The 23,324-nt window shown below is 63.7% G+C and carries 16 protein-coding genes; 8 read left to right on the forward strand and 8 right to left on the reverse strand.

What is annotated here, in order from left to right; all coding sequences use genetic code 11:
* Window positions 1-11: 11 nt before the first annotated feature.
* The gene (locus ABWK72_RS08695; RefSeq protein WP_367874398.1) at window positions 12-677 is read right to left on the reverse strand and encodes a helix-turn-helix transcriptional regulator; all 666 of its coding nucleotides are present in this window, start codon (window positions 675-677) and stop codon (window positions 12-14) included.
* A 176-nt stretch (window positions 678-853) separates the two neighbouring features.
* Here ABWK72_RS08695 and ABWK72_RS08700 point away from each other — a divergent pair, with 176 nt between their 5' ends.
* Together ABWK72_RS08700 and ABWK72_RS08705 are read left to right on the forward strand one after the other, a co-directional pair.
* Entirely contained in the window at window positions 854-1,978 is a 1,125-nt protein-coding gene (locus tag ABWK72_RS08700; RefSeq protein ID WP_367874399.1) for a phosphotransferase enzyme family protein, read from the forward strand.
* Window positions 1,979-2,006: 28 nt separating this feature from the next.
* The gene (locus tag ABWK72_RS08705; protein WP_367874400.1) at window positions 2,007-2,921 is read left to right on the forward strand and encodes an NAD-dependent epimerase/dehydratase family protein; all 915 of its coding nucleotides are present in this window, start codon (window positions 2,007-2,009) and stop codon (window positions 2,919-2,921) included.
* A gap of 12 nt (window positions 2,922-2,933) precedes the next feature.
* Here ABWK72_RS08705 and ABWK72_RS08710 read toward each other — a convergent pair whose 3' ends face one another.
* Complete coding sequence (locus ABWK72_RS08710) at window positions 2,934-3,599, reverse strand: hypothetical protein (RefSeq protein WP_367874401.1); 666 nt, start codon at window positions 3,597-3,599, stop codon at window positions 2,934-2,936.
* Between the two features lie 241 nt (window positions 3,600-3,840).
* Window positions 3,841-10,401: an autotransporter-associated beta strand repeat-containing protein gene (locus ABWK72_RS08715; RefSeq protein WP_367874402.1), complete on the reverse strand. Its 6,561-nt coding sequence runs from the start codon at window positions 10,399-10,401 to the stop codon at window positions 3,841-3,843.
* Between ABWK72_RS08715 and ABWK72_RS08720 the strand changes: the two genes are divergently transcribed.
* Together ABWK72_RS08720 and ABWK72_RS08725 are read left to right on the forward strand one after the other, a co-directional pair.
* Window positions 10,386-10,700 (forward strand): transposase, encoded by a 315-nt coding sequence (locus ABWK72_RS08720; RefSeq protein ID WP_367871810.1) that lies wholly within the window; start codon window positions 10,386-10,388, stop codon window positions 10,698-10,700. The genes ABWK72_RS08715 and ABWK72_RS08720 overlap by 16 nt on opposite strands.
* Window positions 10,697-11,551: an IS3 family transposase gene (locus ABWK72_RS08725; RefSeq protein WP_367872265.1), complete on the forward strand. Its 855-nt coding sequence runs from the start codon at window positions 10,697-10,699 to the stop codon at window positions 11,549-11,551. Before ABWK72_RS08720 ends, ABWK72_RS08725 begins: the two co-directional genes overlap by 4 nt.
* A 464-nt stretch (window positions 11,552-12,015) precedes the next feature.
* On the opposite strand, the gene ABWK72_RS08730 is transcribed toward ABWK72_RS08725, so the two are convergent.
* The 3 genes from ABWK72_RS08730 to ABWK72_RS08740 form a co-directional block, all read right to left on the reverse strand.
* Window positions 12,016-12,948: an IS110 family transposase gene (locus ABWK72_RS08730; RefSeq protein ID WP_367874403.1), complete on the reverse strand. Its 933-nt coding sequence runs from the start codon at window positions 12,946-12,948 to the stop codon at window positions 12,016-12,018.
* 634 nt (window positions 12,949-13,582) lie between these two features.
* Window positions 13,583-14,761, reverse strand: coding sequence for a 1-deoxy-D-xylulose-5-phosphate reductoisomerase (locus ABWK72_RS08735; RefSeq protein WP_367874404.1), 1,179 nt, complete (start codon window positions 14,759-14,761; stop codon window positions 13,583-13,585).
* Entirely contained in the window at window positions 14,746-15,657 is a 912-nt protein-coding gene (locus ABWK72_RS08740; RefSeq protein WP_367874405.1) for a phosphatidate cytidylyltransferase, read from the reverse strand. Before ABWK72_RS08740 ends, ABWK72_RS08735 begins: the two co-directional genes overlap by 16 nt.
* A 154-nt stretch (window positions 15,658-15,811) precedes the next feature.
* Between ABWK72_RS08740 and ABWK72_RS08745 the strand changes: the two genes are divergently transcribed.
* Window positions 15,812-16,327, forward strand: coding sequence for an EF-hand domain-containing protein (locus ABWK72_RS08745; RefSeq protein ID WP_367874406.1), 516 nt, complete (start codon window positions 15,812-15,814; stop codon window positions 16,325-16,327).
* 306 nt (window positions 16,328-16,633) lie between these two features.
* Complete coding sequence (locus ABWK72_RS08750) at window positions 16,634-17,839, forward strand: winged helix-turn-helix domain-containing protein (RefSeq protein ID WP_367874407.1); 1,206 nt, start codon at window positions 16,634-16,636, stop codon at window positions 17,837-17,839.
* Between the two features lie 367 nt (window positions 17,840-18,206).
* Here ABWK72_RS08750 and ABWK72_RS08755 read toward each other — a convergent pair whose 3' ends face one another.
* Both ABWK72_RS08755 and ABWK72_RS08760 read right to left on the reverse strand, forming a co-directional pair.
* Window positions 18,207-19,907: a dynamin family protein gene (locus ABWK72_RS08755; protein ID WP_367874408.1), complete on the reverse strand. Its 1,701-nt coding sequence runs from the start codon at window positions 19,905-19,907 to the stop codon at window positions 18,207-18,209.
* A gap of 25 nt (window positions 19,908-19,932) precedes the next feature.
* The gene (locus ABWK72_RS08760) at window positions 19,933-20,880 is read right to left on the reverse strand and encodes a polysaccharide deacetylase family protein (RefSeq protein WP_367874409.1); all 948 of its coding nucleotides are present in this window, start codon (window positions 20,878-20,880) and stop codon (window positions 19,933-19,935) included.
* A gap of 316 nt (window positions 20,881-21,196) precedes the next feature.
* Between ABWK72_RS08760 and ABWK72_RS08765 the strand changes: the two genes are divergently transcribed.
* Complete coding sequence (locus tag ABWK72_RS08765) at window positions 21,197-22,177, forward strand: restriction endonuclease (RefSeq protein ID WP_367874410.1); 981 nt, start codon at window positions 21,197-21,199, stop codon at window positions 22,175-22,177.
* A 5-nt stretch (window positions 22,178-22,182) separates the two neighbouring features.
* On the forward strand, window positions 22,183-23,238 hold the full coding sequence (locus tag ABWK72_RS08770) for a hypothetical protein (RefSeq protein ID WP_367874411.1): 1,056 nt from the start codon (window positions 22,183-22,185) through the stop codon (window positions 23,236-23,238).
* The last annotated feature ends 86 nt before the right edge of the window (window positions 23,239-23,324 follow it).

Raw genomic sequence — 23,324 nt, forward strand, 5'->3', positions numbered from 1 at the left:
CTTCTTGCCTTTCACCCCACAACCCCCAAGGTCGAAACTTCATAATCCACCCGCGCCGGTCCCGCTCTCCCACCCGCCACTTCCTTCCGCACCACCTTCGTCCCCAGGATCTCCTCCATCATCCGCAGTTCCAGGTTGATCGCCCCCGGATACACCGCGAATACCGCGTGGAGGGGATGGTGATACTCCTCGATCCGGAAGCCCTTCGCCGGATCATACTTGCAGCGCCCGAAGCAGCCTTCCTTCTCCCGCAGCCCGGACAAGATCGTCGCCCGCTCCACCAGCGACTTCCCCTTCTGGACCTTCACCCGCCACTTCTCCCGCTGCTGGCCGAAGTACTGCGCCAGCAAGCGCTCCGGGGCCGCCGCGCCGAACAGCGCGCGCGCCGCCTCCAGCAGTTCCAGCGAAAGGCTCACCCCGGCCTGGGGGAAAATCGCATCGGCCTTCGGAGCCAGCCGGTACATGATCTCCGGCCGTCCCACCTCCTGCCGCGGCAGACGCCAGCGCTCCACGTAGCCCAGCTTCACCAGCTTGTCGCACTGGTCCTTCATCCCCATGTAGCTGGTCCCGAGACGGCGGCTCAATTCGCTGACCGGCAGGCCGCCCGCGACCTTCAACTCGTCGATCACCTTCACCCAACCCTCTTTGACAAGCTCGCGAAATCCCGGCAGGAACATGCTTCAAACTCCCTGCCTTCTCCCCCACCCGGCAAATGAAATCCTCGGCCACGAAAATGCGCGCCTGCACCTGATTCCTTGATTTCCTGACACAAAGATCACAAAATCCGCTGAAATAATACTCTTACCTCATTTTATTCTCGATTTGGGGAGCTTAGCTACCTACTTTCAGACTCATGCACGACCTACGCCATGTCGCCGCCCTCTTCGACATGAGAGCGGACTTCGTTGATGCCCAGCCTTACGGCTCGGGCCACATCAACGACACCTACTGCGCGTGGTACGACCAGGCCGGCGTCCGGATCCGCTACATCCACCAGCGGATCAATCACAACATCTTCAAGGATCCCGCCGCGCTGATGGAGAACATCGAGCGCGTCACCGCCCACTCCCTGGCGCGCCTGCTCGACCAGAATCACCCCGAAGCCTACCGCCGCACCCTGACCGTGCTGCCCTCGGTCGAGGGCAAGCCTTACGTGGTCGACCGCGATGGCAACTTCTGGCGCACCTACCCCTTCATCGAGCGCGCCCGCGGCTACGATGAGATCCGCAGCAACCTCCAGGCCGAACAAGCCGCCCGCGCCTTCGGCGAGTTCCAGAAGCTCGCCGCCGACCTCGGTGGCAAGCGCCTCCACGAGACGATCCCGAACTTCCACCACACGCCCTCCCGCCTGCTGGCCCTGCAGGACGCGATCGACGCCGACATCGCCGGCCGCGCCCGCAACTGCAAGGCGGAGATCGAGTTCGCCCTCGCCCGCGCCAGCGATTGCCGCCGCGTGACCGACCTGATCAGCGCCGGCGTCATTCCCGAACGCGTCACCCACAACGATACCAAGCTCAACAACGTCCTCCTCGATGACGTGAGCTCGGAGGGCATCTGCGTGATCGACCTCGATACCACCATGCCCGGCAGCGTGCTCTACGACTTCGGCGACATGGTCCGCACCGCCACCCCGACCACCCGCGAGGACGAGATCGACCTCTCGCTCATCAGCATCCGCCTCGACCGCTTCGCAGCCCTGCTGCGCGGCTACCTCGAAAGCGCCTCCTGCTTCCTCAACCGCGCCGAGGTCGATCACCTCGCCTTCTCCGGCAAGCTGCTGACCCTCGAGTGCGGCATGCGCTTCCTGACCGATCACCTGCAGGGCGACGTCTACTTCAAGACCAAGCGCCCCGGCCACAACATCGACCGCTGCCGCGCCCAGTTCGCCATGGTCAAGGCCATCGAGGAAAACCTCGAACAGATGGAAGAAATGGTGCAAGCCGCTGCGGGCGGCGCGAAGATCGTCGTCGCCGCCTGAGATCCATTCCCCTTCCCTATCCCGCAGCGTGAAAATCCTCGTCACCGGAGGCTCCGGCTTCATCGGCTCGCACATCGTCGAGCACTATCAGGACAAGGCGGAAGAGATCCGCGTGCTCGACAACCTCCGCACCGGCTTCCGCAAGAACCTCGATGGCCTGAAGGCCACCTTCATCGAAGGCTCCGTCACCGACCGCGAGGCCGTGGCGAAAGCCGTGGAGGGTGTGGACTACATCTTCCACATGGCCGCGTTGGTCAGCGTGCCCGAGTCGATGGCCAAGCCCGGGGAGTGCGTGGACATCAACGTCCACGGCCTGCTCAATGTCCTCGAAGCCGCCGCCGCCGCGGGCGTGAAAAAGCTGGTCTTCGCCTCCTCCGCCGCGATCTACGGGGACAACCCGAGCGTGCCGAAGCTCGAGACCATGCTGCCCGAGCCGAAGAGCCCCTACGCCGTCACCAAGCTGGACGGGGAATACTACCTCGATCTCTTCAACCGCGAGCGCGGCCTCGAAACCGCCGCGATCCGCTTCTTCAACGTCTTCGGCCCGCGCCAAGACCCGAAGGGTGCCTACGCCGCCGCCGTCCCGATCTTCATCGAGAAGGCCCTCAAGGCCGAGGACATCACCGTCCATGGCGATGGCGAGCAGACCCGCGACTTCATCTACGTCAAGGACATCGTCGGCGCCCTCTCCTTCGCCGCCGAGACCCCCGGCGTCACCGGCGTGTTCAATGCCGGCTACGGCGGGCAGATGACCATCAACGACCTCGCGCACAAGATCATCGCCTCCTCCGGCTCCGCTTCCCAAGTCCTCCACGGCCCCGGGCGCGCCGGCGATGTGAAGCACTCCCGCTCCAGCGCCGCCAAGCTCCTCGCCGCCGGCTGGACCCCGCAGCACTCCCTGGACGAGGCGCTCGCCACGACGCTGGAATTCTTCCGCAAGTAGCCGCGATCGCCCCTAAGGTGCCGTCCCGCTTTCGCCGGGTTCTGTATCGAGCACGTAGGCCGCCGCCCATGGGCCCGTGAGGCTCTGCACCTCGCTCTCGAGTTTGGGATGCAGCTTCTTCGCCTTCTCCAGACTCATCACGATCATCTCGAAGTGGAATACCAGATCCTCCGATTTGAGAGTCCGGTTCCGGGTGTAGACCAGTTCGCCCGTGCTGTTGCCGCCGAAACCATTCGGTCCGAACCCGGATCTGAGGAAGGTGAAATCCTTCACCTCATAATTGAAGCCCGCGGCCCGCAGCCGCCATGAATCGCGGAAAAGCGTCTCGGCAGTCTTCTCCGTTTGCTCGGGCTGGTCGCGGTAGAAGGACATCGGTGCGATGATCACGTCCGCCACGGCAAGATCGCCATTGGTGAAGTAGATCTGGTCGAAGGTCATCTTCTCCAACGGATCCAAGGCCGAATGATAGCGGGTGCGGAAGATCGCCACCTCATTCGCCCCGGGCCGGGCGCTGAAGCGGTGCTTGGCGATGCCGAGATCCTTGGGGGACAGCACCTCGGTAGACCCTTGTGCCGGGGCCCCGGCTTTGGCCGAGCCGTCCCGCATCCCGAGGAAGACGACGCCCGCCAAGGCGAGGATGCCAGGCGCAGCCGCGAGGAGAAGTTTGCCAGCACTCATGAGCGGACCGATAGCACATCCCGCCTGCCCCGGTGAAGGCGCAATTCTGACTCTCGCCTACCTGCCCCCCGGAACGGGACACCACCCGTCCCCCGAAACGGTACGGGACCCGTCCCCCATTTCGGGGTGGGACCCGTCCCCCGTTTCGGGACACCACCCGTCCCCCAAAACGGGGCACAAAGGTTCCCCCATTAAGGTACTCCCCTTAAGGTTCCCCCATGAAGGTGTGCGGCAGCGCTCTTCAATTCTCCAGACCTTGAATCCGGAAGAAGCGCAGGCCCTGCGTGAAGGGCACGACCGCTTGCTTGCGGGTGTAGCCGGCAGGGGCACCGGTCTGGTCGGCATCGGTGACGGGCAAAGCGCTCGGAGGCCACGGACCGGCGAGGCTGCCGCTTTCCTCGAGTTGGAAGCTCGCGTCGGAGTTCCGCTGCAGCCACCGGATCACCAGGCCGTCCGGGGTCCTATCGGATGCGACCAGCGAGCCTTCGGGAAGAATCGCCGAGGTGCCGAAAAGATACTCGAGGAGATTGGAGAAACCATCGCCGTCCGGGTCGGCGGAGCGTTCACGGAGCGCGGGATCGCCGATGATGCTGCTCCAGGTGTCGTAGGGAGTCGGGGCGGTGGCGGTGAGCTGGATCAGGCTGCCGGCCTGCGAGAACTGATAGGTGTAGCCGGGGATGACGCTACCGAGCGTGAAGGAACCCGCGCCGAGTCCATCGAGCGTGGCACCGCTTGCGTCGAGGAGCGTGAAGGTTCCGCCGCTGAAGCCGCCGGCATCGCTGAGATTGACCATGATCGTGCCGGAGAGCGGGCCGCTGGCGGTGCCGCCGGACACGCGGATCAAATCGCCGATGCGGAGATCGAGGATGGAAGCGGCGCCGAGAGCGAGCCCGTTGGTGAAGGTGAGCGTGCCGGGGGAGCTGCCATTCCCGGGGGCCAGGCGTGCAGTGCCGGGGATCGTGGTCTGGCCGCCGATGCTGCCGCTGCCGCCGAGGGTGGCGCCGCCGGTGACATTCACGGGAGTGTCGGCGAGCGAGCCGTTCACGAGCAAGGTGCCGGTGCTGACGGTGGTGGCGGCAGTGTAGGTATTAGCGCCGGCGAGCGTCAGGGTGCCGGGTCCGGTTTTGACGAGACCGCTGGGAACCAGGGTGGCGTTGCCATCGCGGCCGTTCCCGAGGATCGCGGAGATGGTGAGGTCGGCGGCGCTGCTGGCGCTGACATCGGCCACGTCGAAGGTCGTGAAGCCGCCTTCGGCGTTGTTGCCGAGATGGAAATCGGAATTGGTCGCGCCGCTGGTGGTGATCTGCGAGGGGACGGTGCCGGCGGCAGTCACGGTGCCCTTGAGCTGATAGGCCGGGAAGATCTGGTCGGCACCTCCGTCCGCGTGGAGTTCACCGCCATTCAGGTTGAGAATGTTGAACGTGTTGAAGAAGTTGCCACCGGTATTGGTGACGAGCCCGCCGGCATTGATGGTCAGCGCGGTGACCGGATTGGCCATGTGGGTGCCCAGGATGTTATCGCGGAAGAGGTTGAGCGTGCCGCCGGCATTGACGGTGATGGAAGCGGCGACCGACCCTTCGTTGTAGAGCGCCCCGCTCACGCGCAGGATGCCGGAGTTGACGTTGGTCGCGCCGGTGTAGGTGTTCTCTTCGCCCAATGTCAGCATGCCGATGCCGAGCTTGGTGAGCGAGCCGGTTCCGGACATGAGGTTGACCGGGCCGATGTTTGCGCTGCGGTTGAAGACCAGCGCACCGTTGTTGACCACCGAGGTAAGGAAGATGACCCCGCCGGCGCCGCCGATACCGAGTTGCAGGGTGCCTTCCGCGATCGTGGTGCCGCCGGTGTAGCGGTTGCCGCCGGTGAAAATCAGAGTGCCGGCGCCAAGCTTGGTAACGGTCCCGACGCCGGAAATGACGCGGGTGTAGGTAACGGTGTCGGAGCGGTTGAAGATCAGCGCGCCGTCGTTGGTGATATTGCCCGCGACCGATCCAGAGGTGCCGCCAGCGCCGATCGACAAGGTACCTTCGCCGACGGTGGTGTTGCCGCCGTAGGTGTTATTGGCCGTGAGCGTGAGGGTGCCCCAGCCGAGCTGCGCGAGGGAACCGCCGCCCGAAATGATGCTGCCATAGGTGATGGAGTCGAAGCGGTTGAAGGCGAGCGTGCCATTGATGGTGATAGGGCCGGCAATCGATCCGAAGATCGATCCGTCGCCGATCTGCAGCGTGCCACCGGCCACGGTGGTCCCGCCGGTGTGGGCGTAGTCGCCGGAGATGGCCAAGGTGCCGGATCCGGTCTTGGTGAGCGAACCGCTGCCGGTGACATTCCCGGTCCCGGAAAGGGAACCGTAACGGTTCAGGATCAGGGCACCGTTATTGACGAGCGCGCCGCCGCCGAAGCTACCGCCGCCGCCGCCATCGCCGATCTGCAGGGTGCCGCCGGTGATCGTGGTCCCGCCGCTGTAGTTGTTATTGTTAGTCAGCGTCAGGATGTTGCTGCCGAGTTTGACGAGGTTACCGGTTCCCGAGATGAAGCCTCCGAGCGCGAGGTCGCCGGTGCGGTTGACGACCAGTGCATCGTTCGTGATCACATCACCGCCGATCGATCCGGTGGCACCGCCATTGCCGATCTGCAAGGTGCCCGCGGCGACGGTGGTGGTGCCGCTGAAGAGGTTGTTCGCGGTGAGCGTGAGGATGCCGGTGCCGAGCTTGGTGAGAGCGCCGGTGCCGGAGATGGTTCCATTGAAGTTGAAGTCATCTGCCCGGTTGAAGACCAGGGTGCCGTCCGCGGTCACGTTGCCGGCGATCGATCCGGAGGAACCGCCGTTGCCGATCTGCAAGGTGCCTGCCGTGATGGTGGTGCCGGCACTGTAGGTGTTCTCGTTGGTGAGCGTCAGGGTGCCGCTGCCGAGTTTGGCGAGGGCGCCGGTGCCCGAGATGACGCTGCCGACGGTGAGAGCGGCGGAGCTATTGAAGGCCAGCACACCATTGGTGACCACGTTGCCGGGGATCGACCCGCTGCCGGAGACCTGCAAGGTGCCGGCCGCGATGGTGGTCGAGCCGGTGTAGGTATTGGTGCCGGTGAGGATCGTGGTGCCTTGGCCGAGTTTGACGAGCGAGCCGGTGCCGCTGATGCTGCCGGACAGCAGGGATTGCCCGGAGGTGTTCAGCACCAGGCTGCCATTGTTGATCACCGCGCCGCTGCCGAAGGTACCGGTGGAACCGCCGGTGCCGATCTGCAAGGTGCCGGCCGTGATGGTGGTGGTGCCGCTGTAGGTGTTATCGGCTGCAAGTACGAGTGTTCCTGTACCCAGCTTGGTGAGGGAGCCGGTGCCGGAGATGCCAGTGGCGATGCTCAGGTCTCCCGCGCGGTTGAAGACGAGTGCGCCGTTGTTCGCGACCGGGCCGCTGCCGAGCGTCCCGCCGCTGCCGCCATTGCCGACCTGCAGGGTGCCTCCGGAGATGGTGGTGGTGCCGCTGTAGGTGTTGTCACCGGTGAGGATCAGGGTTTCCGCGCCGAGCTTGGCGAGGGAGCCGCTGCCCGTGATCAGACCGCCGAAGGTGAAGGCGGTGGAACGATTGAAGACCAGCGTGCCTTCGTTCGAGATGTTCCCGGCGATCGAGCCGGTGCTGCCGCCGCTGCCGATCTGGAGCGTGCCTGCAGCGACATTGGTGCCGCCGGTGTAGGATTGGGTGCCGGAAAGGGTGAGAGTGCCGGTGCCGAGCTTGGAAACGAGCCCGCTGCCGGAAATCACGCCGGTGTAGACGACATCGTTGGAGCGGTTGAAAGTGAGAGCGGCGTTGTTGGCAATGGCGGGAGTGGCCAGGGAGCCGGTGGTGCCGCCCTCTCCAATCTGGAGCGCACCGCCGCTGATGGTCAGAACGCCGGTGAAGGTATTCGTCCCGCTGAGAGTCTGGATGCCGCTGCCTTGCTTGGTGTAGTTTCCCGTGAGCCCGGCATTATCGGACAATTCGCCGGGAAAGGTGCCACCGCCATCGTCCACGCCGAAGGTGAACTGGCGGTTGCCGTCGTAGCCCGATTGGATCTTTCCAGCTCCGGAGAGCGAGTCGACGCGCACGTTCGCCTCCACGCCGTTGAAGGTGGCACCGGCGGCGACGTTGAGGTCGGACTTGTTCAGCAGCCAGACCTCATTGCCAAAAGAGCCGCCGGAGAAGACCCCCGCCTGGACATCGATCAAGCTGCCGGATGCCAACTCGAAGTGTGCGGACTTGCCCTCCCAGACGATGAGGCCGGTGCCGGTCTTCCGCAAGGTGCCCGCACCGGATATGGTGGTGACGGGCAAGGCGCTGTCGTAGCTGAGCGTGCCGTTGTTCGCGTTCAGTTCCAGCGTGGCCGCGGAAGCGATGGCAAAGGCCGGAGACAGGGTATTGCTCTCCAGCTTCAGGGTGCCGCTGCTGACGGTGGTCGGCCCGGAGTAGAGATTGTAAGCGCCGAGCACGAGGGTGCCGGGACCGGTCTTGACGAGGCCGCTCGCGACCAGGCCCGTGCCACCGGCACCGAAGGACCGGCCGTCCTGGAGCGTGGCGGCGATGCTGAGGTCGGGCGAGCTGTTGCCGGTGGCGTCCGCTACCGCGAAAGTGGTGAGACCGCCCGCGCTGTTGTTGCCGATCTGGATCTGCGAATTGGCCGCGGCGGTGGTGCCGATCGTGGAGGTGCTGGTGCCGCCCGTGGTGACGGTGCCCTTGAGTTGATAGGCGGGGAAGACCGAGCTGCTGCCGCCATCCGCCCGGAGTTCGCCACCATTGATGACGAGGTTGCTGAGGGTGTTGTAGACGTTGCCGCCGGCATTGGTGACCAGGCCGCCCGACTGAATGGTCAGGACCGCCGGGGAATTGAATGAATGGTTGCCCAGGATATCCTGGCGGTTGAGGGACAGGGTCGCGCCGGAATTCACGCTGATGGAGCCCGCCGTCGTCCCGTCGGCATAGAGATCCCCGCTGAGACGCAGGGTCCCCGTGTTGACAGTCGTGGTGCCGGAGTAGGTGCTATCTCCCGTGAGGGTGAGCAGTTCGGCGCCGTTTTTCACCAGGGCACCGCTGCCCGAGATGATGCCGCCGAAGCTGGTGGCATCGGAGCGATTGAAGCTGAGCGTGCCGTTGTTGGTGATGTTTCCGGCGAGCGAGCCGGTGGTGCCACCGTTGCCAAGCTGGAGGATGCCGCCGGAGATTATGGTGCCGCCGCTGTGCAGGTTGGCTCCGCTGAGCGTGAGGACGCCCGCTCCGGCTTTCTCCAGGATGCCGCCGCCCGAAGTGGCACTGGCAAAGGTGAGGGCGGCGGGACTATTGAGCCGGAGGGTGCCGGCCGAGATGAGGGTGACACCGCCGTAGCCGGGGATTCCCGTGAACTCCAGGGTTCCGGCGCCGGTCTTGGTGAGCGAGGCGGCAGTGCCGCCCACGGACGAGGCATCCGCGATCGAGCCCGTGAAGGTTTGGACGCCCGAGCTCAGGTTGAAGGTTGCCAGACCGCCGTCCAGGAAGAGATTGCTGCCGCGCGCCTGGCCGGCCTGGGCGAGGGTGAGGCGGTTCGGGACCACCACATGATCGGCACCCGCCACACCGCCGGTGACGCTGCCATCCGCCGGGACGGTGTTGATGAAAGTGACCGTGGCTCCATTGCCACCGCGGACGAAGATATTCCCGCCCAAGGCCGCGCCACCGCCGCCGCCGCCGCTCAGGGTTTCCGAGAAAGGGTTGCCGACCGGTTGGGAATAGTGGCCGCCATTGCCGCCGAAGCGGCCCCCTGAGGCAGGCTCATAAACATTGCCACCGCCGCCACCGCCAAAGCCGCCATTGCCCGACCGGCCGCGGTCGGACGGAACGGTATGCGAAGAACAACCGCCGCCGCCGCCGCCGCCGTAGCCGCCATTGCCCGCGATATGGCTTCCGCCTTTCGCATTGAGCCGGTCGCCGCCGCCGCCGCCGTAGTCCCCGCCATGGCCGGCCTGCATCGATCCGGCGCTGAATTGTGAGGTGGAATCGAACATACCACCGCCGCCGCCGTATTTGCCGCCAGTGCCGCCGATTGCCTGGCCGCCGAAGGATCCGATTCTGGCAGTGCTGCCGCCGCCGCCATAGAGCGAGCCGAACCCGCCGAAGCTATTGCTCACGTTCACGAAATTGGGAGCATTGCCGCCGCCTGTGCCTCCCGCGCCACCGCTAGCGCCGCTTGCATTGCCGCCATCGGTCAAGCCGCCGCCGCCGCCGCCCGCGAAGTCCGAGCCACTGCCGCCATTGCCAATGAGGCCGCCGCCACCGCCGCCGTCGTTACCACCGTTACCGCCGTATCCGCCGCCGCCGCCGGAGGCATTCCCGCCCGGAAAGCCGCCGCTGCCGCCCAAGCCACCACCGCCGCCGCCATGAATGTCGACCGGTGAAGCATTACCACCGCCGCCACCGACCGCGGAGTTGTTCGAGAAAGAAACAGCGGTAAGGGTGACCTGGCCGGCATCGACGAAGATCGCACCACCGGCCCCCATGCCGCCGCCACCACGGGCACTGCCGCTGCCGCCCTTGGCGCGCCCGCCGGCAATGGTGAGGGACTGCAATGCAACGGTCTGCGCGGGAGCATCCACGAAGAACACACGATACAGGCCGGCCCCGCTGACCGTATTTCCGGTGCCGCCCTGGATGGTGACCGCCGCGGTGATGAGTGGCAGCGCGCTGGTCAGCGTGATCGTGCCGAGGTTGTTGTTGAGTGTGACGGTGCTTCCGGGATTGGCATTTGAGGTGTGCTGGATTTCTGGACCAACAAACTCCAGAATCCATGTCCATGAATCCCAAGCCACGCAGGCAATATACCGAGGAATTCAAAGCCCAGGCCGTCGCGCTTGCCGACACCGGCCGGTCCGTCACCGAGATCGCCCGCGAACTCTGCATGAGCGCCAACCTCCTCCATGGCTGGAGACAGGCGGCAAGGCGCGCGCAGGGCGGCAGCGAAGGCCCGCGAGCCGCAGGCGAGGGGGACGCAGCGGACGACCTGCGCGCGTTGCGCCGCGAGCTCGCCCGCCTGCGCCAGGAAAATGACATTTTAAAAAAGGCCGCGGTCATCCTCGGGACCAGTCCCCGGCCGGACTCCGCGCCATGATCGGGGAAATCCACCGCGCCACCGGCCACGGCATCCGCCGGATCTGCGAGGTCCTCGAGCTGCCCCGCAGCAGCTACTACCACGCCGCCGCACCCACCCCCTCCAAACGCTCGGACAAAGCGGCCGGCGATGCGATTGAAGAAATCTTCAAGAGCCACCGGCGGCGCTACGGCCACCGCCGCATCTGGCACGAGCTTGCCGGGCGCGGCATCACCTGTGCGCCCGCCCGGGTCCGCAGGCTCATGGCCGAGCGCGGCCTCAAGGCCATCCAGCCCAAGACCTTCGTGCCGAAGACCAGCGACGGCCGGGCCGACAAACCCTCGCCCAACCTCATCGCGGGAAAGGAGCTGCCCGACCGGCCGGACCAAGTCTGGGCGGGCGACATCACCTTCATTCCCACCGCCTCCGGATGGCTTTACCTCGCGGTGGTCATCGACCTCTGCACGCGCCGCATCACCGGCTGGTCGCTGGCCCGCCACATGCGCGCCGGGCTCGTTGCCGATGCTCTCGCCCAAGGACTCGGCTCGCGTCGTCCGGCCCCGGGCCTGATCTTCCATAGCGACCGCGGCAGCCAGTACGGAAGCTGCGAATATCGCGCCATGCTCTCCCGGGCCGGCATCTGCCAGAGCATGTCGGCACGGGCCAACCCCTACCACAACGCGTGGAGCGAATCGTTCATGGCCACCCTCAAGAAGGAGATGCTGCAGGGAGGCTGCTTCATTGACGGACAGGACGCCCGGACCGAAATCTTCAGTTTCATCGAGGGCTACTACAACACCCATCGCAGGCACTCCTCGCTCGGCTACCGATCCCCGGCCCGGTTCGAGGCCGAACTCATTCCGTCCAACTAACCAACAACCGGTCCAAAAATCCGTTGCATCTCAATTTGCCTGGCCAATCGCCCAACGGAGTGTGCCGGACGCGGTGGTATCCGCGGTGCTTATCACTGTATAATTACTCTGCGCGACAGCGGATAAGGGTGCGGCTGCGAGCAGGGTGAAGATGAAAGCGGGGAGAGAAGAGGGTGAACTCATGCAGTAGGTTGGATGGGAACAGCGCAGCTAACAAAAAGGGGCGACCGGCTCTGCGGGCGTGGGCAATTCCGACCGCGGGAAATCGACTACATGTTAGAAGTCAAGCGCACAAGAAGTAATCATAATATTGTAAACAGGATTCGGATTCACCTTTAAATCCGGAGGAGAGACCGCCTTGTCCCGCTTTGACATCTCGGCTCTCGGCCCATGATCTGGATATCATGTAGGCGCCTCTATTTTAACTGCGCTCCTTCTGAAGTTTGGACCGAGCAGTGGTGTTTTCAGGCGAGGGTAAAATCCGGGTCGGTGAGAAGTTTGTTTAGTACGGTGATCATCTTGCGCATGACGGCGGTGAGCGCGACTTTGGCGGGCTTGCCCGCTTGTAAGAGACGTTGGTAGAAGGCTTTCAAAACGGTGTTGGAGTGCGAGGCGGAGACCGCGGCCATGTAGAGGACCTTGCGCACCGCCCCCCTGCCGGCTTGGATCTTGCGCTTGCCGCAGGTGGTGCCGCTGTCCTTGGGGTGAGGGACGACGCCCGCGAGACAGGCCACGGTCTTGTCGGGCAAGATGCCGAGTTCGGGGAGGTAGGCCAGCAGGGTGTGGGCGAGGACGGGACCTGCCCCCTTGAGCTGGCGGAGCCGTTCGGACTTGGCGGCGAGCACGGGCGAGGCCGCGACGTGGGCGGCGATACCGGCATCGGCCTGGTCGAGCAGGCGCTGTGTCGCGCGGCGCAGCTTGGTGAGGGTTTTGCGAAGGAAGCCCTCGGCGAGCTCAAGGCGGTTGCCGGTATCGGTGATGAGGTCGACGAGGACGCGCCGTGCTTCGAGCATCTGGCGCAGCACGACGGCCGCGGGATCGGGAGCCACCAGGGCCGGGGGCCGGTGAGTGTCGGCGTAGCTTGCGATGAGGCGGGCATCGATGCGGTCGGTCTTGGCGAGGATGCCTCCGGAGAGCGCGAAATAGCGGACGCGGGCGGGCATGACGACCGAGACGGGGATGCCGCGCTGGAGGGCGGTGACGGCCAACAACTTCTGATAGCCCGCGGTGGACTCGCAGACGAGGTGGGGAGTCTCCACGCCGGCGATGGCGGCGAAGAGGTCGTCCAGCCCGCGGGCGGAATTGGCGACCTGCAGGTGGGCTTGGCCGGGGATATGGACGTCGAGGCGTGCTTTTGACACGTCGATGCCGATGTGGGTAGGTGTATTGCGGTTCATGTCTCAATCTTGCGATGCGGGTTCAAAGACCCATTCAGTGGTTCGAGCATTGAACCGGGAGCGGAAACGAACGGCCATGAGCTCGGTCACGGACTCGGAGGTCCTGGATGGATTCGGCCTGGACGTTTCCGCCGCGGGCGGGGGAGGCCACCCCCGCCCGCGTTCTCCCGGGGCGGCCGCAATGGGATCACACGAGATGGTCCCTGGCGATCCGCCGCGGGTGGCTTCCTCCGACGAGCTTCGTTCCGGCCCATTCTCGGAAGCCACCCGCGGCGGATCCGGGGTCAATAGCGGCATTTCCAAACATACAGGATGGATGGGATTTGGAAAAAGGGTCTTCGTGACGTTTGCCGATGAATCGCGGATCGGGACAGCGGCGGCAGGCTCTGCCCGCTAGCCACATCGTGGAAAGATCGGCGCGTCAGCGCCTGGTAGCGCGGAGGCATTGCCCCGAAGAAAGAGTCGGAGCGGTGTTATCCATTGCGTGGTGGAAGCGGAGAGCGGGTCGCTTGAGTGCGTGCCTTTTCGTGGCCAGGGCCGGCAAGGGACCGTTCTGCGGGCCAGTGGCTCCGCGCTCCCAAGGGTAGAACCGTCCGTGAAGCATCACGGAAATGTGACTAATGGGAAGAGGCTTCTAACAGAGGGTGGCGGCGTGCTGGCGAGCCCAGGTGTCGGCGGCGATGACGCTGTCCAACGAAGAGGCAGTGGCGAGGTCGTGGCGGGCCATGGTCTCCTCGACCACGCGCCAGATGTCGGGGAAGCGGATGGCACCGGCGATGAAGGCGTCGACGGCAATCTCGTTGGCCGCATTGAGGACGGCGGGCAGGGTGCCGCCGGCGAGGCCGGCTTCGCGGGCGAGGCGAAGGGCGGGGAAGTCGGCGTGGCGCGGTTCCTCGAAGTCGAGCTTGGCGAGCTTGGCGAAGTCCAGGGGCTTGAGGCCGCCCGCCACGCGCTCGGGCCAGGTGAGGGCGTATTGGATCGGGAAGCACATATCGGTCGTGCTCATCTGGGCGAGCACGGAGCCGTCGATGAACTCGACCATCGAGTGGACGATGCTCTGCGGCTGGACCACGACCTCGATGCGTTCCATGCCGATGCCGAAGAGCCAGCGTGCCTCGATCATCTCGAGGCCCTTGTTGAAGAGGGTGGCGGAGTCGATGGTGATCTTGCGGCCCATCTCCCAGGTCGGGTGCTTGAGGGCTTGGGCAAGGGTGACCTCCGGGAGTTGCGCGGCAGGCAGGGTGCGGAAGGGTCCGCCGGATGCGGTGAGGATGAGGCGGGAGACTTCCTTCTCGCCGCCGCGGTGGCCGTCGAGGCACTGGAAAATCGCGTTGTGCTCGCTGTCGATGGGCAGGAGCGTCACGCCCTTGCGGATGGCGGCGGCGGTGACGACTTCACCAGCCATGACGAGGATCTCCTTCGAGGCGACGGCGAGGTTCTTGCCGGCCTCGATCGCGGCGAGGGCGGGATGCAGGCCGGCGGTGCCGATGATGGCGACGAGGACGGTGTCCGCTTCGGCCAGGGTTGCCAACTCGACCAGGCCTGCGGGGCCGGGGTAGATGGTGACGTCCGCGGGGATGAGGGCGCGGAGTTCTTCCACCTTCGCGGCATCGTGGAGGGCGACGTGGCGGACACCGGTGGCGCGGACCTGCGCGGCGAGGGCGGCGACGCTGCCATTCGCGGCGAGGCCGACCAGTTCGATGCGCTCCGGCAGCAGCCGCGCGACCTCCAGCGTGGAACATCCGATGGACCCCGTGGAGCCTAACAGCACCACCTTCTTGCGCCTTCCGGCGGCGTTCAGACCGGCATCCATTTGAGATAGAAATACAGCACGGGGGCGGTGAAGCAGAGGCTGTCGATGAGGTCGAGCGCGCCGCCGATGCCGGGGAGCATGTGGCCGGAGTCCTTCGCGCTCAAGCTGCGCTTGACCACGCTCTCCGCCAGATCGCCGACGACGGCGAGGAGGCAGAGGACGATGCTGAGGACGATAACGTGAGTCCAGGATCCGAGGACATGCAGGCCGGTGGCGAAGTTCGACATGTCCTCCCGGAAAAAGGCGTAGAGGCCGCAGCCGGCGAGCAGGGCGAAGAAGATCGCACCGCCGAAGCCCTGCCAGGTTTTCCCGGGGCTGACGTGGGGGATCATCTTGTGCTTCCCGATCATGGAACCGACGATGTAGGCGCCCATGTCGGTGAACTTGGTCACCGCGATCATCCACAGCAGGAACATCGCGCCGGGGACCTGGCCGGGGCCGGGGACCACGAAGACGAGCTTCGCGGCGAAGTTGAAGAGGAAGGGAATGTAGATGAAGCCGAGAACGGTGGAAGCGACCGCCTGGAGGGGCTCAAGCCCGCGGATCGGATGGCGGAGCTGGAGGCCGAAGGCCCCGGCGATGGCGACGAAGATGGCGGCACCGTCGAACCAATCGGGAACGCCAGCGCCCCCCTCCGGCAGCATCCAGTAGAGCAGCCCGGAATAGACGAGCGCCAGCAGCATGCCGAAGCGGGGGAAGCACTTGACCCCGGCAGCCTTGAGCATCTGGAAGTATTCCCAGGCGGCGATGAGGGTCAGGACTGCGACGAGGCCGAGGTAGGCCCAGGCCTGGCGGCTGTAGAGCGCCGCGGCGACGATCGCCCAGAGGCCGAGCGTGCTGACGCTGCGGCGCAGGAAAGTCGTTCGTTTTGAATTGTCCGGCGCGGCTTGCGACATCCGGGGGCATCCAAGACGGCCCGGGAGCGGGAGGCAAATTGAATCCGCCGCGCAACCTTGCCGAATCGACCGGGTTTCTCCCGCCAAGCACGGATTGGCCATCCAGCAGTGCCCAAGATCAACCGAACCAAGGAACCAACCAACCGATATACCGATGAAGACGAAAATCACATGGATCGCGCTCGCCATTGCCGCCGCCGGCACCCTTGGCGCCCAAGCCCAGGAAGAAGGCCAGCGCCGCGGCCCGCGCCAGATGCCCGCGAGTGTCGTGAAAGAATTCGACAAGGACGGTGACGGCAAGCTCAACGACGACGAGACCAAGGCCGCCCGCGAGGCGATGCGCACCCGTTTCGAGGAAGCCCGCAAGAAGGAGCTCGAGGAATTCGACAAGGACAAGGACGGCAAGCTCAACGAAGACGAGCGCAAGGCCGCCCAAGAAGCCCGCCAGGCGAAGCGCAAGGCGCTGGTCGAGAAATATGATGCCGACAAGAACGGCGAGTTGAGCGAAGAGGAAACGAAGGCCGCGACGCCGGAAGAGCAGCGCCTGCTGCAGGCTCCGCGCGGCGGACGTGGCCAAGGCGGCGAAGGCCGTGGCCAGCGCGGCGGACGCGGTGGTGACCAGCCGAAGCCGGAAGAAAAGAAGGAAGAGGCGAAGCCGGCCGGCGAGTAAGACAATCCCTGTTAGAAGTCATGGTAGACCCGGGGGCGCAATGCCCCCGGGTCTTTCTTTTTGGCTCTCCGTCAGGTTTGCTGGAGCGGGACCGGAAGATTTCAACCGCAGATAACAGCCGGATGAACGCAGATGAAGGCTGGATGGTTTTGGATTTTGGGCCGGGATGGATAGGATGGATGGGATAGGGAAAAGGCCGGGGAGTGAGGGGTCCAATTGCCCGGTCTTTTCGCTTGTCGGCGCGCGGGCGGAAGGCGAGGGATTTGCGCGGTCCTTTCCGGGGCATCCGGTCGATCATTTCACGCCATGGAGAATTTGACCCTGTCCATCGCCGAAGCCCGGGCCATCGCGCTGCGATCGCAGGGACTGGCGGAGGAGGCGGCCCCTTTCGGCGCGGGCAGGGAGGCGGCGTTGGAGGCGATCCGCCATCTCGGGTATGTGCAGATGGATACGATCAGCGTGATCCAGAGGGCGCATCATCATGTGCTGTGGTCCCGCATCCCGGACTACGATCCGGAGATGCTGGATGCCCTGCAAAGCACGGAGGCTTCGGTGTTTGAATACTGGAACCATGCCAGCTCGTATCTGCCGACCCGCGACTACCGGTTCTCCCTGCCGCTGATGCGCAAGCACCGGAAGGAGATGCACTGGTCCGAAGAATCGCCCGAGCTGCGCAAGGCGATGCGGCGTCTGATGGCGCGGATCCGCAGCGAAGGAGCGCTGGCGATCAGCGACGTGGAGGCGACCACGATGGTCCGCCAGTGGTCGAATGATCTCTCCGGGAAGATCGAGCGGCGCGCCTTTCACGAACTCTGGATCCGTGGCGATGTGATGATCCGCAGCCGCCGGGGTGTGCAGAAGGTCTTCGATCTGCCGGAGCGGGTCCTGCCTGCGGCGACGGAGCTGAAGCCGCCGTCCAAGCGGGAGGCCGCGGATTTCCACCTGCGCCGGGGGTTGCGGGCGCTGGGGATTGCGCGGATGCAGGAGCTTCACTACCTGCGGGACGGAGGGCATGCGACCGAGGTCCGGCAGGCGCTGGCGGGCCTGATCAAGAAAGGCGAGGTGATCGAGGCGCGGGTCGAAGGTTTTCCGGCGATGCCGGTGTTTTTGTTGCGGGAGGCATTGGCCTTGGCGACGCCGCTGACGGCTTCACGGATTCGGTTTCTGTCGCCCTTCGATAACCTCACGATCCAGCGCAAGCGGATGGCGTGGTTGTTCGGCTTCGACTACACGGTGGAGATCTATGTGCCGGCGGCGAAGCGGAAGTATGGGTACTTCGTGCTGCCTGTCTTGTGGGGTGACCGCGTGATCGGGAGGTTTGATGCGAAGGCTCACCGCAAGGAGCGGCGGCTGAGTGTGATTAATTTGGTTTTTGAGCCGGGCTTTGCGGAGCTGGGTGGGATTGAGGCCGGGTTTAAGGAAGCGCTGGATGAGTTCGCGCGGTTCCAGGGGTGTGATCATTGGGAGATCTTGCGGGTGGAGCCGGCTGGCTGGCTGCTCTCGTCACGCTGAGGGTATCCGGGGATTTCCACCGGGCCTCCGGGACGGGACTCGTGGGTGACCAGGTCCGGTGGTTTCACCACCGGGTAAGCTCCGACGGACCTCCGGCGCTAAGAACCGGGACGCCTTTAGCGGTGGAAGGTGGCCCGGCGGCTTCGCGTGGGAGAGGCATGTAACGAAGCGACGGCGGTCTCCATACCAGCCGCGTGAAATGCCGGGCGACGAGGGTTGCTTCTGCGGGCCGGTGGCTCCGCGCTCCCAGCGGTAGAGCCGTCCGTTGTGGCGGGCTGTTAGGGACCGTTCTGCCGGGCGGTGCCCGGCGGTCCCAGTGGGGCCGTCCGTTGTTGGAGGCGCTAGGATTGTTAGAGGCGCGTCCGGCTCACAGATCCAGCTCCACCGACTTGAGGGCGATGTAGAGGGAGTTCGAGCGTTCGAGGCGGGGCTGGAGGAGGGCGCGCTCGGAGGCGAGGCGGCGGCGGACTTCCAACAGGCTGCCGGAGTAGTCGCGAAAGAGGAAGCGGATCGCTTCACCGTGGTCGGTCTTGAGGCCTTCGGCGAAGGTGGCGGCACCGGCGGAGAGGCGCTCGCGGTAGCCGGCGGCCATGCGGATGGCGGTGACCCAGGCGATGACGGCGGCGAGGGTGAAGACGACCACCGAGGCGATCAGCAGGATCAGGGCGAAGTGCTGGGGCCCGAAGGTGCCGCAGGCACCGGCGGCAATGACCAGCAGCAGGCCGATGGCGGTGAAGCCCTTGAGAGAGGAATTGCGACGGCGGACCAAGGGGTCTAACACGCCGCGGACGCGCAGGCTGGCGAGGGCTTGCGGCACGGCCTTTTCCAAACGGGCGACGAAGCGGGCGACGATTTTCTCGCGGGCCGGGCCGGCGATGGCGCAGGGGCCGGGCTCGAAGCCCATGCGCTCCTTGACCTGCGGCCTGACCGTTTCCCAGTGCCGGGCACAGGCATCGATCAGGCGGCCGGCATCATCGACGCCAAAGCCGGTGGCGACTTCCTGCATGCGCGAGGAAAAGGCGGTCTCGATCTCGGCGGCGGTGCCATCCCCGCTGAAAAGCCGGGCGAGCGAGCGCCACCAGCCGAGCCGCGAGCGGAGGCTGCGGACGACGCGATCAACCTCGCTGCGGTAGCGTTCCAGCGCAGCGCCGAGCGCCTCGGAAGCGGCGGCCAGCGAGTTATCGCGGAGGGCCTCCATCTCGCGCTCGATATTGGCGAGGAACCAGGCGTCATCCTCCATGCCGCGGCGCTGGGTATCGAGGTGATTCTCCATCCGCCGCAGGGTGCGGGCGGCGTGGTGCCAGGCATCGTGGAGGACCTGGCGGCGGTCCATCGACTCGCAGATGCGCTCGGAGATGTAGTGCTCGAAATCCGAGAAACGGCTGGAGCGCCATTGGTCGGTATCGAAGGGTTCGGCGGTCTTCGCCAGCAGCGCGTGGCGGGCGGCGACGGGGAAGATCGGGAGGTTCCGGCCGAGGCGCTTGAGCGAGAGATCCCGCATGTGGCCGAGGATGATCGGTATATCCTGCGGCTGCTTGAGATCGATGCGCTGGACGACCAGGGCGGTGCGTTCGAGGGCCTCCGGCGAGAGCCGCGAGACGGCATCCCAAGTGGCGGCGGTCCAGGGATTTTCCGCGGTGAAGACGACGAGGATCAGGTCGGCGTGCTCGAGGAAGGGCTCGGAGATGGCGAGGTGGCCATTGAGCTTGCTGTTGGTGCCCGGTGTATCGAGCAGGTCGAAATTCCGTAGATATTCGAGCGGGCGGCGGGCTTCGACCAATTGGGTTTTCACCGGATGATCGGCCTCCGCGCCATGGCGGTAGAGGCAAACGTCAGCGGTCAGCGGCAGCGCGCTGGAGGGGCAAATCTCCGCGCCGGCGAGGGCATTGAGCAGGGAGGATTTCCCGGCATTCACCTCGCCGATGGCAGCGATCAGGATCGGCTGGGCAAGCACCGGCGCGGGCCGGTCCGGCTCCTCTTCCAAGGAGACTTCCCGGGACAGGTCGCCGATCCATCCGAGCAGTTCCGACAGGCGGTCCCGCACCGCGAAGTAACGTTCGCCGGGCATCACGATTCCAGAGCCGAGCCGCGATTCACTGGCCGGCGGTGACCGGGCCGGTGCCTGCTGCCGGTGCAGCCGTCGCCATGGCGAGCAACTGCGAAACGGTCACGAACTTGTAGCCTTTCCGAAGCAGGCCATCGAGGGTGGAGGGCATGGCATCGACGGTGCCGCCGTGGAGGTCGTGGGCAAGGACGATCGCGCCCGGAGTGGTGCCGGCGAGGATGCGGGAGGTGACGACGGAGGGGCCGGGGCGCTTCCAGTCGAGCGGGTCCACGGACCAGAGGATGGTGGGGTAATTCAGCTCGGCGTGGATCCACTCCCGCTGGCGCTGGAGCAGGGCTCCGTAGGGCGGGCGCATGGTGCGCGGCTGGACGCCGGCGGCGCGGGCCACGGCATCGCGGCACTTGGTCAGCTCCTCGCGGACCGTGGAGTCGCTGAGCTTGCTGAGGATCGGGTGAGTGAAGGTGTGGTTGCCGATTTCGTGGCCTTCCGAGACGGTGCGGCGCAGGACATTCGGGTAGAGGTCCACATTGCGGCCGATGACGTAGAAGGTGGCCTTGATATTGCGCTCGCGGAGCATGTCCAGCAGGCGCGGGGTATTGGAAGGGTGCGGGCCGTCGTCGAAGGTGATCGCGATGTAGGGCTGGGTCACCGCGACGCGGGAGTAGGTGATCCCGGAGCCGCCGGTGGCGGGCAGGTTCAGCGTGGGATTCCGCGGCACGGGGCCCTGCACCTTCGGGGTGCGGTAGCCGGTATTCGGGCCGGTCTTGGTGGGGACGGAGGCCGGATCGACCTTGGCGGTGGCGCCGGTGCCGCCTTCCGGCTTGCCGGAGGAAATCATCGAGCAGCTGCTGCCGAGAGCGGCGCTGACGACCATGAAGCCGCGGCGGGAAAGCGTGGGAATCAGCGATTCGTCCTGAGCGTCATTCACGGGGGAGGTCAGGAGCTTGTAGCCCAGCGTATCAAGCGGATTTTTCATGGAAATGGCGACTAGGGGCGGAAGAATTGGGAGCGAACTTACCGCCGGGGACGGCGATGTCACGCCTGCATTTCCAACAGGTTGATCAACCGAAACGGTGAAGGATCGGGCGGACGCAATGAACGTGGGAAAGGGGGATTCTCTCTCGAAGGATTGGGGCAACCAACTCACCGCCGTCGATGCCCAACGAGGGACACGAACTGCTATTCGACACGAAGCTGCGGCTTGCTCTACAAACTACTCTGAACCAACATGGATCACGTTGCCTAAGCGATTGCTTCGCATTCGAGCGAAATCAAGCGCTAGAATCTCAGAAATGCGTATGGATATATCGTTTCATTACCCGCCAGATCTACTTTCTCTTCTTAACGAAGCAATTCCGAAGCTGTCCAAGTCGAAGAAAGATTTGATTCTCTTTTTCCAAGGTGCAGGAGTTTCCGACAATCTCCTTAGCCCATACCGCGAACTTCTGGGGAATGACAAAGCAAGTTTCAACAAATATCATGTTTCGAGGGAGTTGCTAGCCAAGTTGAACGAGCTAGGAGAGCGCACCCTGAAGGAGCGGCGCGAGATTCTAAAACGAGTGACAGAGTTTCACGATTTTTCGGTGTGCTGGCAATCTGATCAAGCACCAGCGCGCGGATTGGTTGCCCAGATCCGGGAAGTGGTGAATGTCAAAGACTCGTTTACGCGGATCAATATTGAACGCGAGAAGGAACGAAAGTCGGCCCAAGTAGAAAGAGATGCACGACTCACAGCTGAAAAGGCAAGGAAAACGAGAATTTCAAGCGTTAGGTCGCAGTTATTCGCATTGTTTGGTGACCAAGACCCGCACAGACGGGGTAAGGCACTAGAGGGAGTGTTGAACTCACTTTTTGAGGCCAGCGGTATTCTCGTTCGCGAGGCCTTCACCGTGAAGGGGAATTCTGGGGAAGGTGTGGTGGAGCAGATCGATGGGCTGGTGGAAGATGAAGGAAATCTATATCTCGTCGAATTAAAATGGTGGAAAGACGCATTAGGAACCGCAGACATCTCCCCCCATATAGTACGGGTCTACAACCGAGGAACCCAAGTTCGAGGACTTTTCATTTCCTACTCAGAATTTACCGGCCCTGCGATCGCAACCTGTCGAGATGCTTTAGCAGGAGGAGCAGTAATCATTCTCTCCCAACTACAAGAAATCGTGGAACTTCTAAATACGGAAGGCGATCTCAAGAAGTGGCTTAAGGCAAAAACAGTAGCCGCGATTATTGATAAAAACCCAAATGCCCGCATACCACTTGACCTAACAAATTGAACACAATGAAATACCAGTGCGTGACTTATCCTCATTTTGAGCCAAATCACACGTGGCTTCGGCAAATATTGCTATTTGCCGATGAGGTCCATCGCATCGTTCCGCCGCATGAAAAGCTTGAGGACTCCAAAGCCCTAAAGCGCCTTATGGATTGTTGTGATGGGGCAGTTCACCGATGTTCCCCATTGAACCACATTGAAATTTCAAAACTCTCAGCTAAAGTCTTTGGACAGGCTCTAGATCACCCCCGATTCCTGAAAATCGCACGAGAGGAAAAAATCAAGATAACGATCGATCGACTAGGAGAGCAAAGAATAGCGGGATGGGAGTTCCTTCACGTTGAAAAGATCGGAACTCATGTTCGTTCGGAATTGACGCGTCGAGGAATGCTAAAGAGTTTTATCGAAGATTCCCGGTGGCTGTCGGTTCCGCGAGGTGTAAGCACACTTGTAATGGGAATGATTGCAGAAAAAATAGCCGCATCCGAAGGGTTTGATGCCATAACAGACCAGCCTCTAGCATTTGCTTTGAATGGCGTGAATAGCTGCGGAGCAGACACAGCAGCCCAAATCGATGGCATCATTGCTAGCGCGATCGCAACATTCAACGTTCCAAAAGATATATCTTACATTCCCGAAAAGGAATATGCCGAGCTTCGCGAGCGAAACTCGGATGCTCGGGCGGAATTCGCAAGAATGGTTCGCGAACTAAAGTCGGACCATCGACTAGATAGAACGAACAACCTGTCTGCAAAATTATTGAAAATTGAAAATATTACATCCGACATCGGAAAGGAGATGGAAAAGTTCCGAAAATCGAAGTTCGCCTCCAAATTCCATGAGTGGATTCCATTCCATTTGACAAGCCTCTTCCCAATCGTTTCCCCCTTACTTCTCGGGCCATTGCCTGGATTTGTGACCGGAGGCTTTTCATTTTCGGTGAATCTCTTGTCGAAACTCACAAAGAAAACCCCATCCTTCCAATACCCAAAGGTTCTTCAAACGCTATGTTCGACTAAAAAAGCTGCCGAAAAGGCGGCGCTGAAGCATTTGGCCAAATAGGCGCACGCTACCTCTCTATCCGCTACTGTGGCTTGAATGCTATTCTATGACATAGGAGTCCTTACCTGCTATTACTAAAGAAGTTC

The sequence above is a fragment of the Luteolibacter sp. Populi genome, from assembly GCF_040801775.1.
Lineage (GTDB): Bacteria > Verrucomicrobiota > Verrucomicrobiia > Verrucomicrobiales > Akkermansiaceae > Haloferula.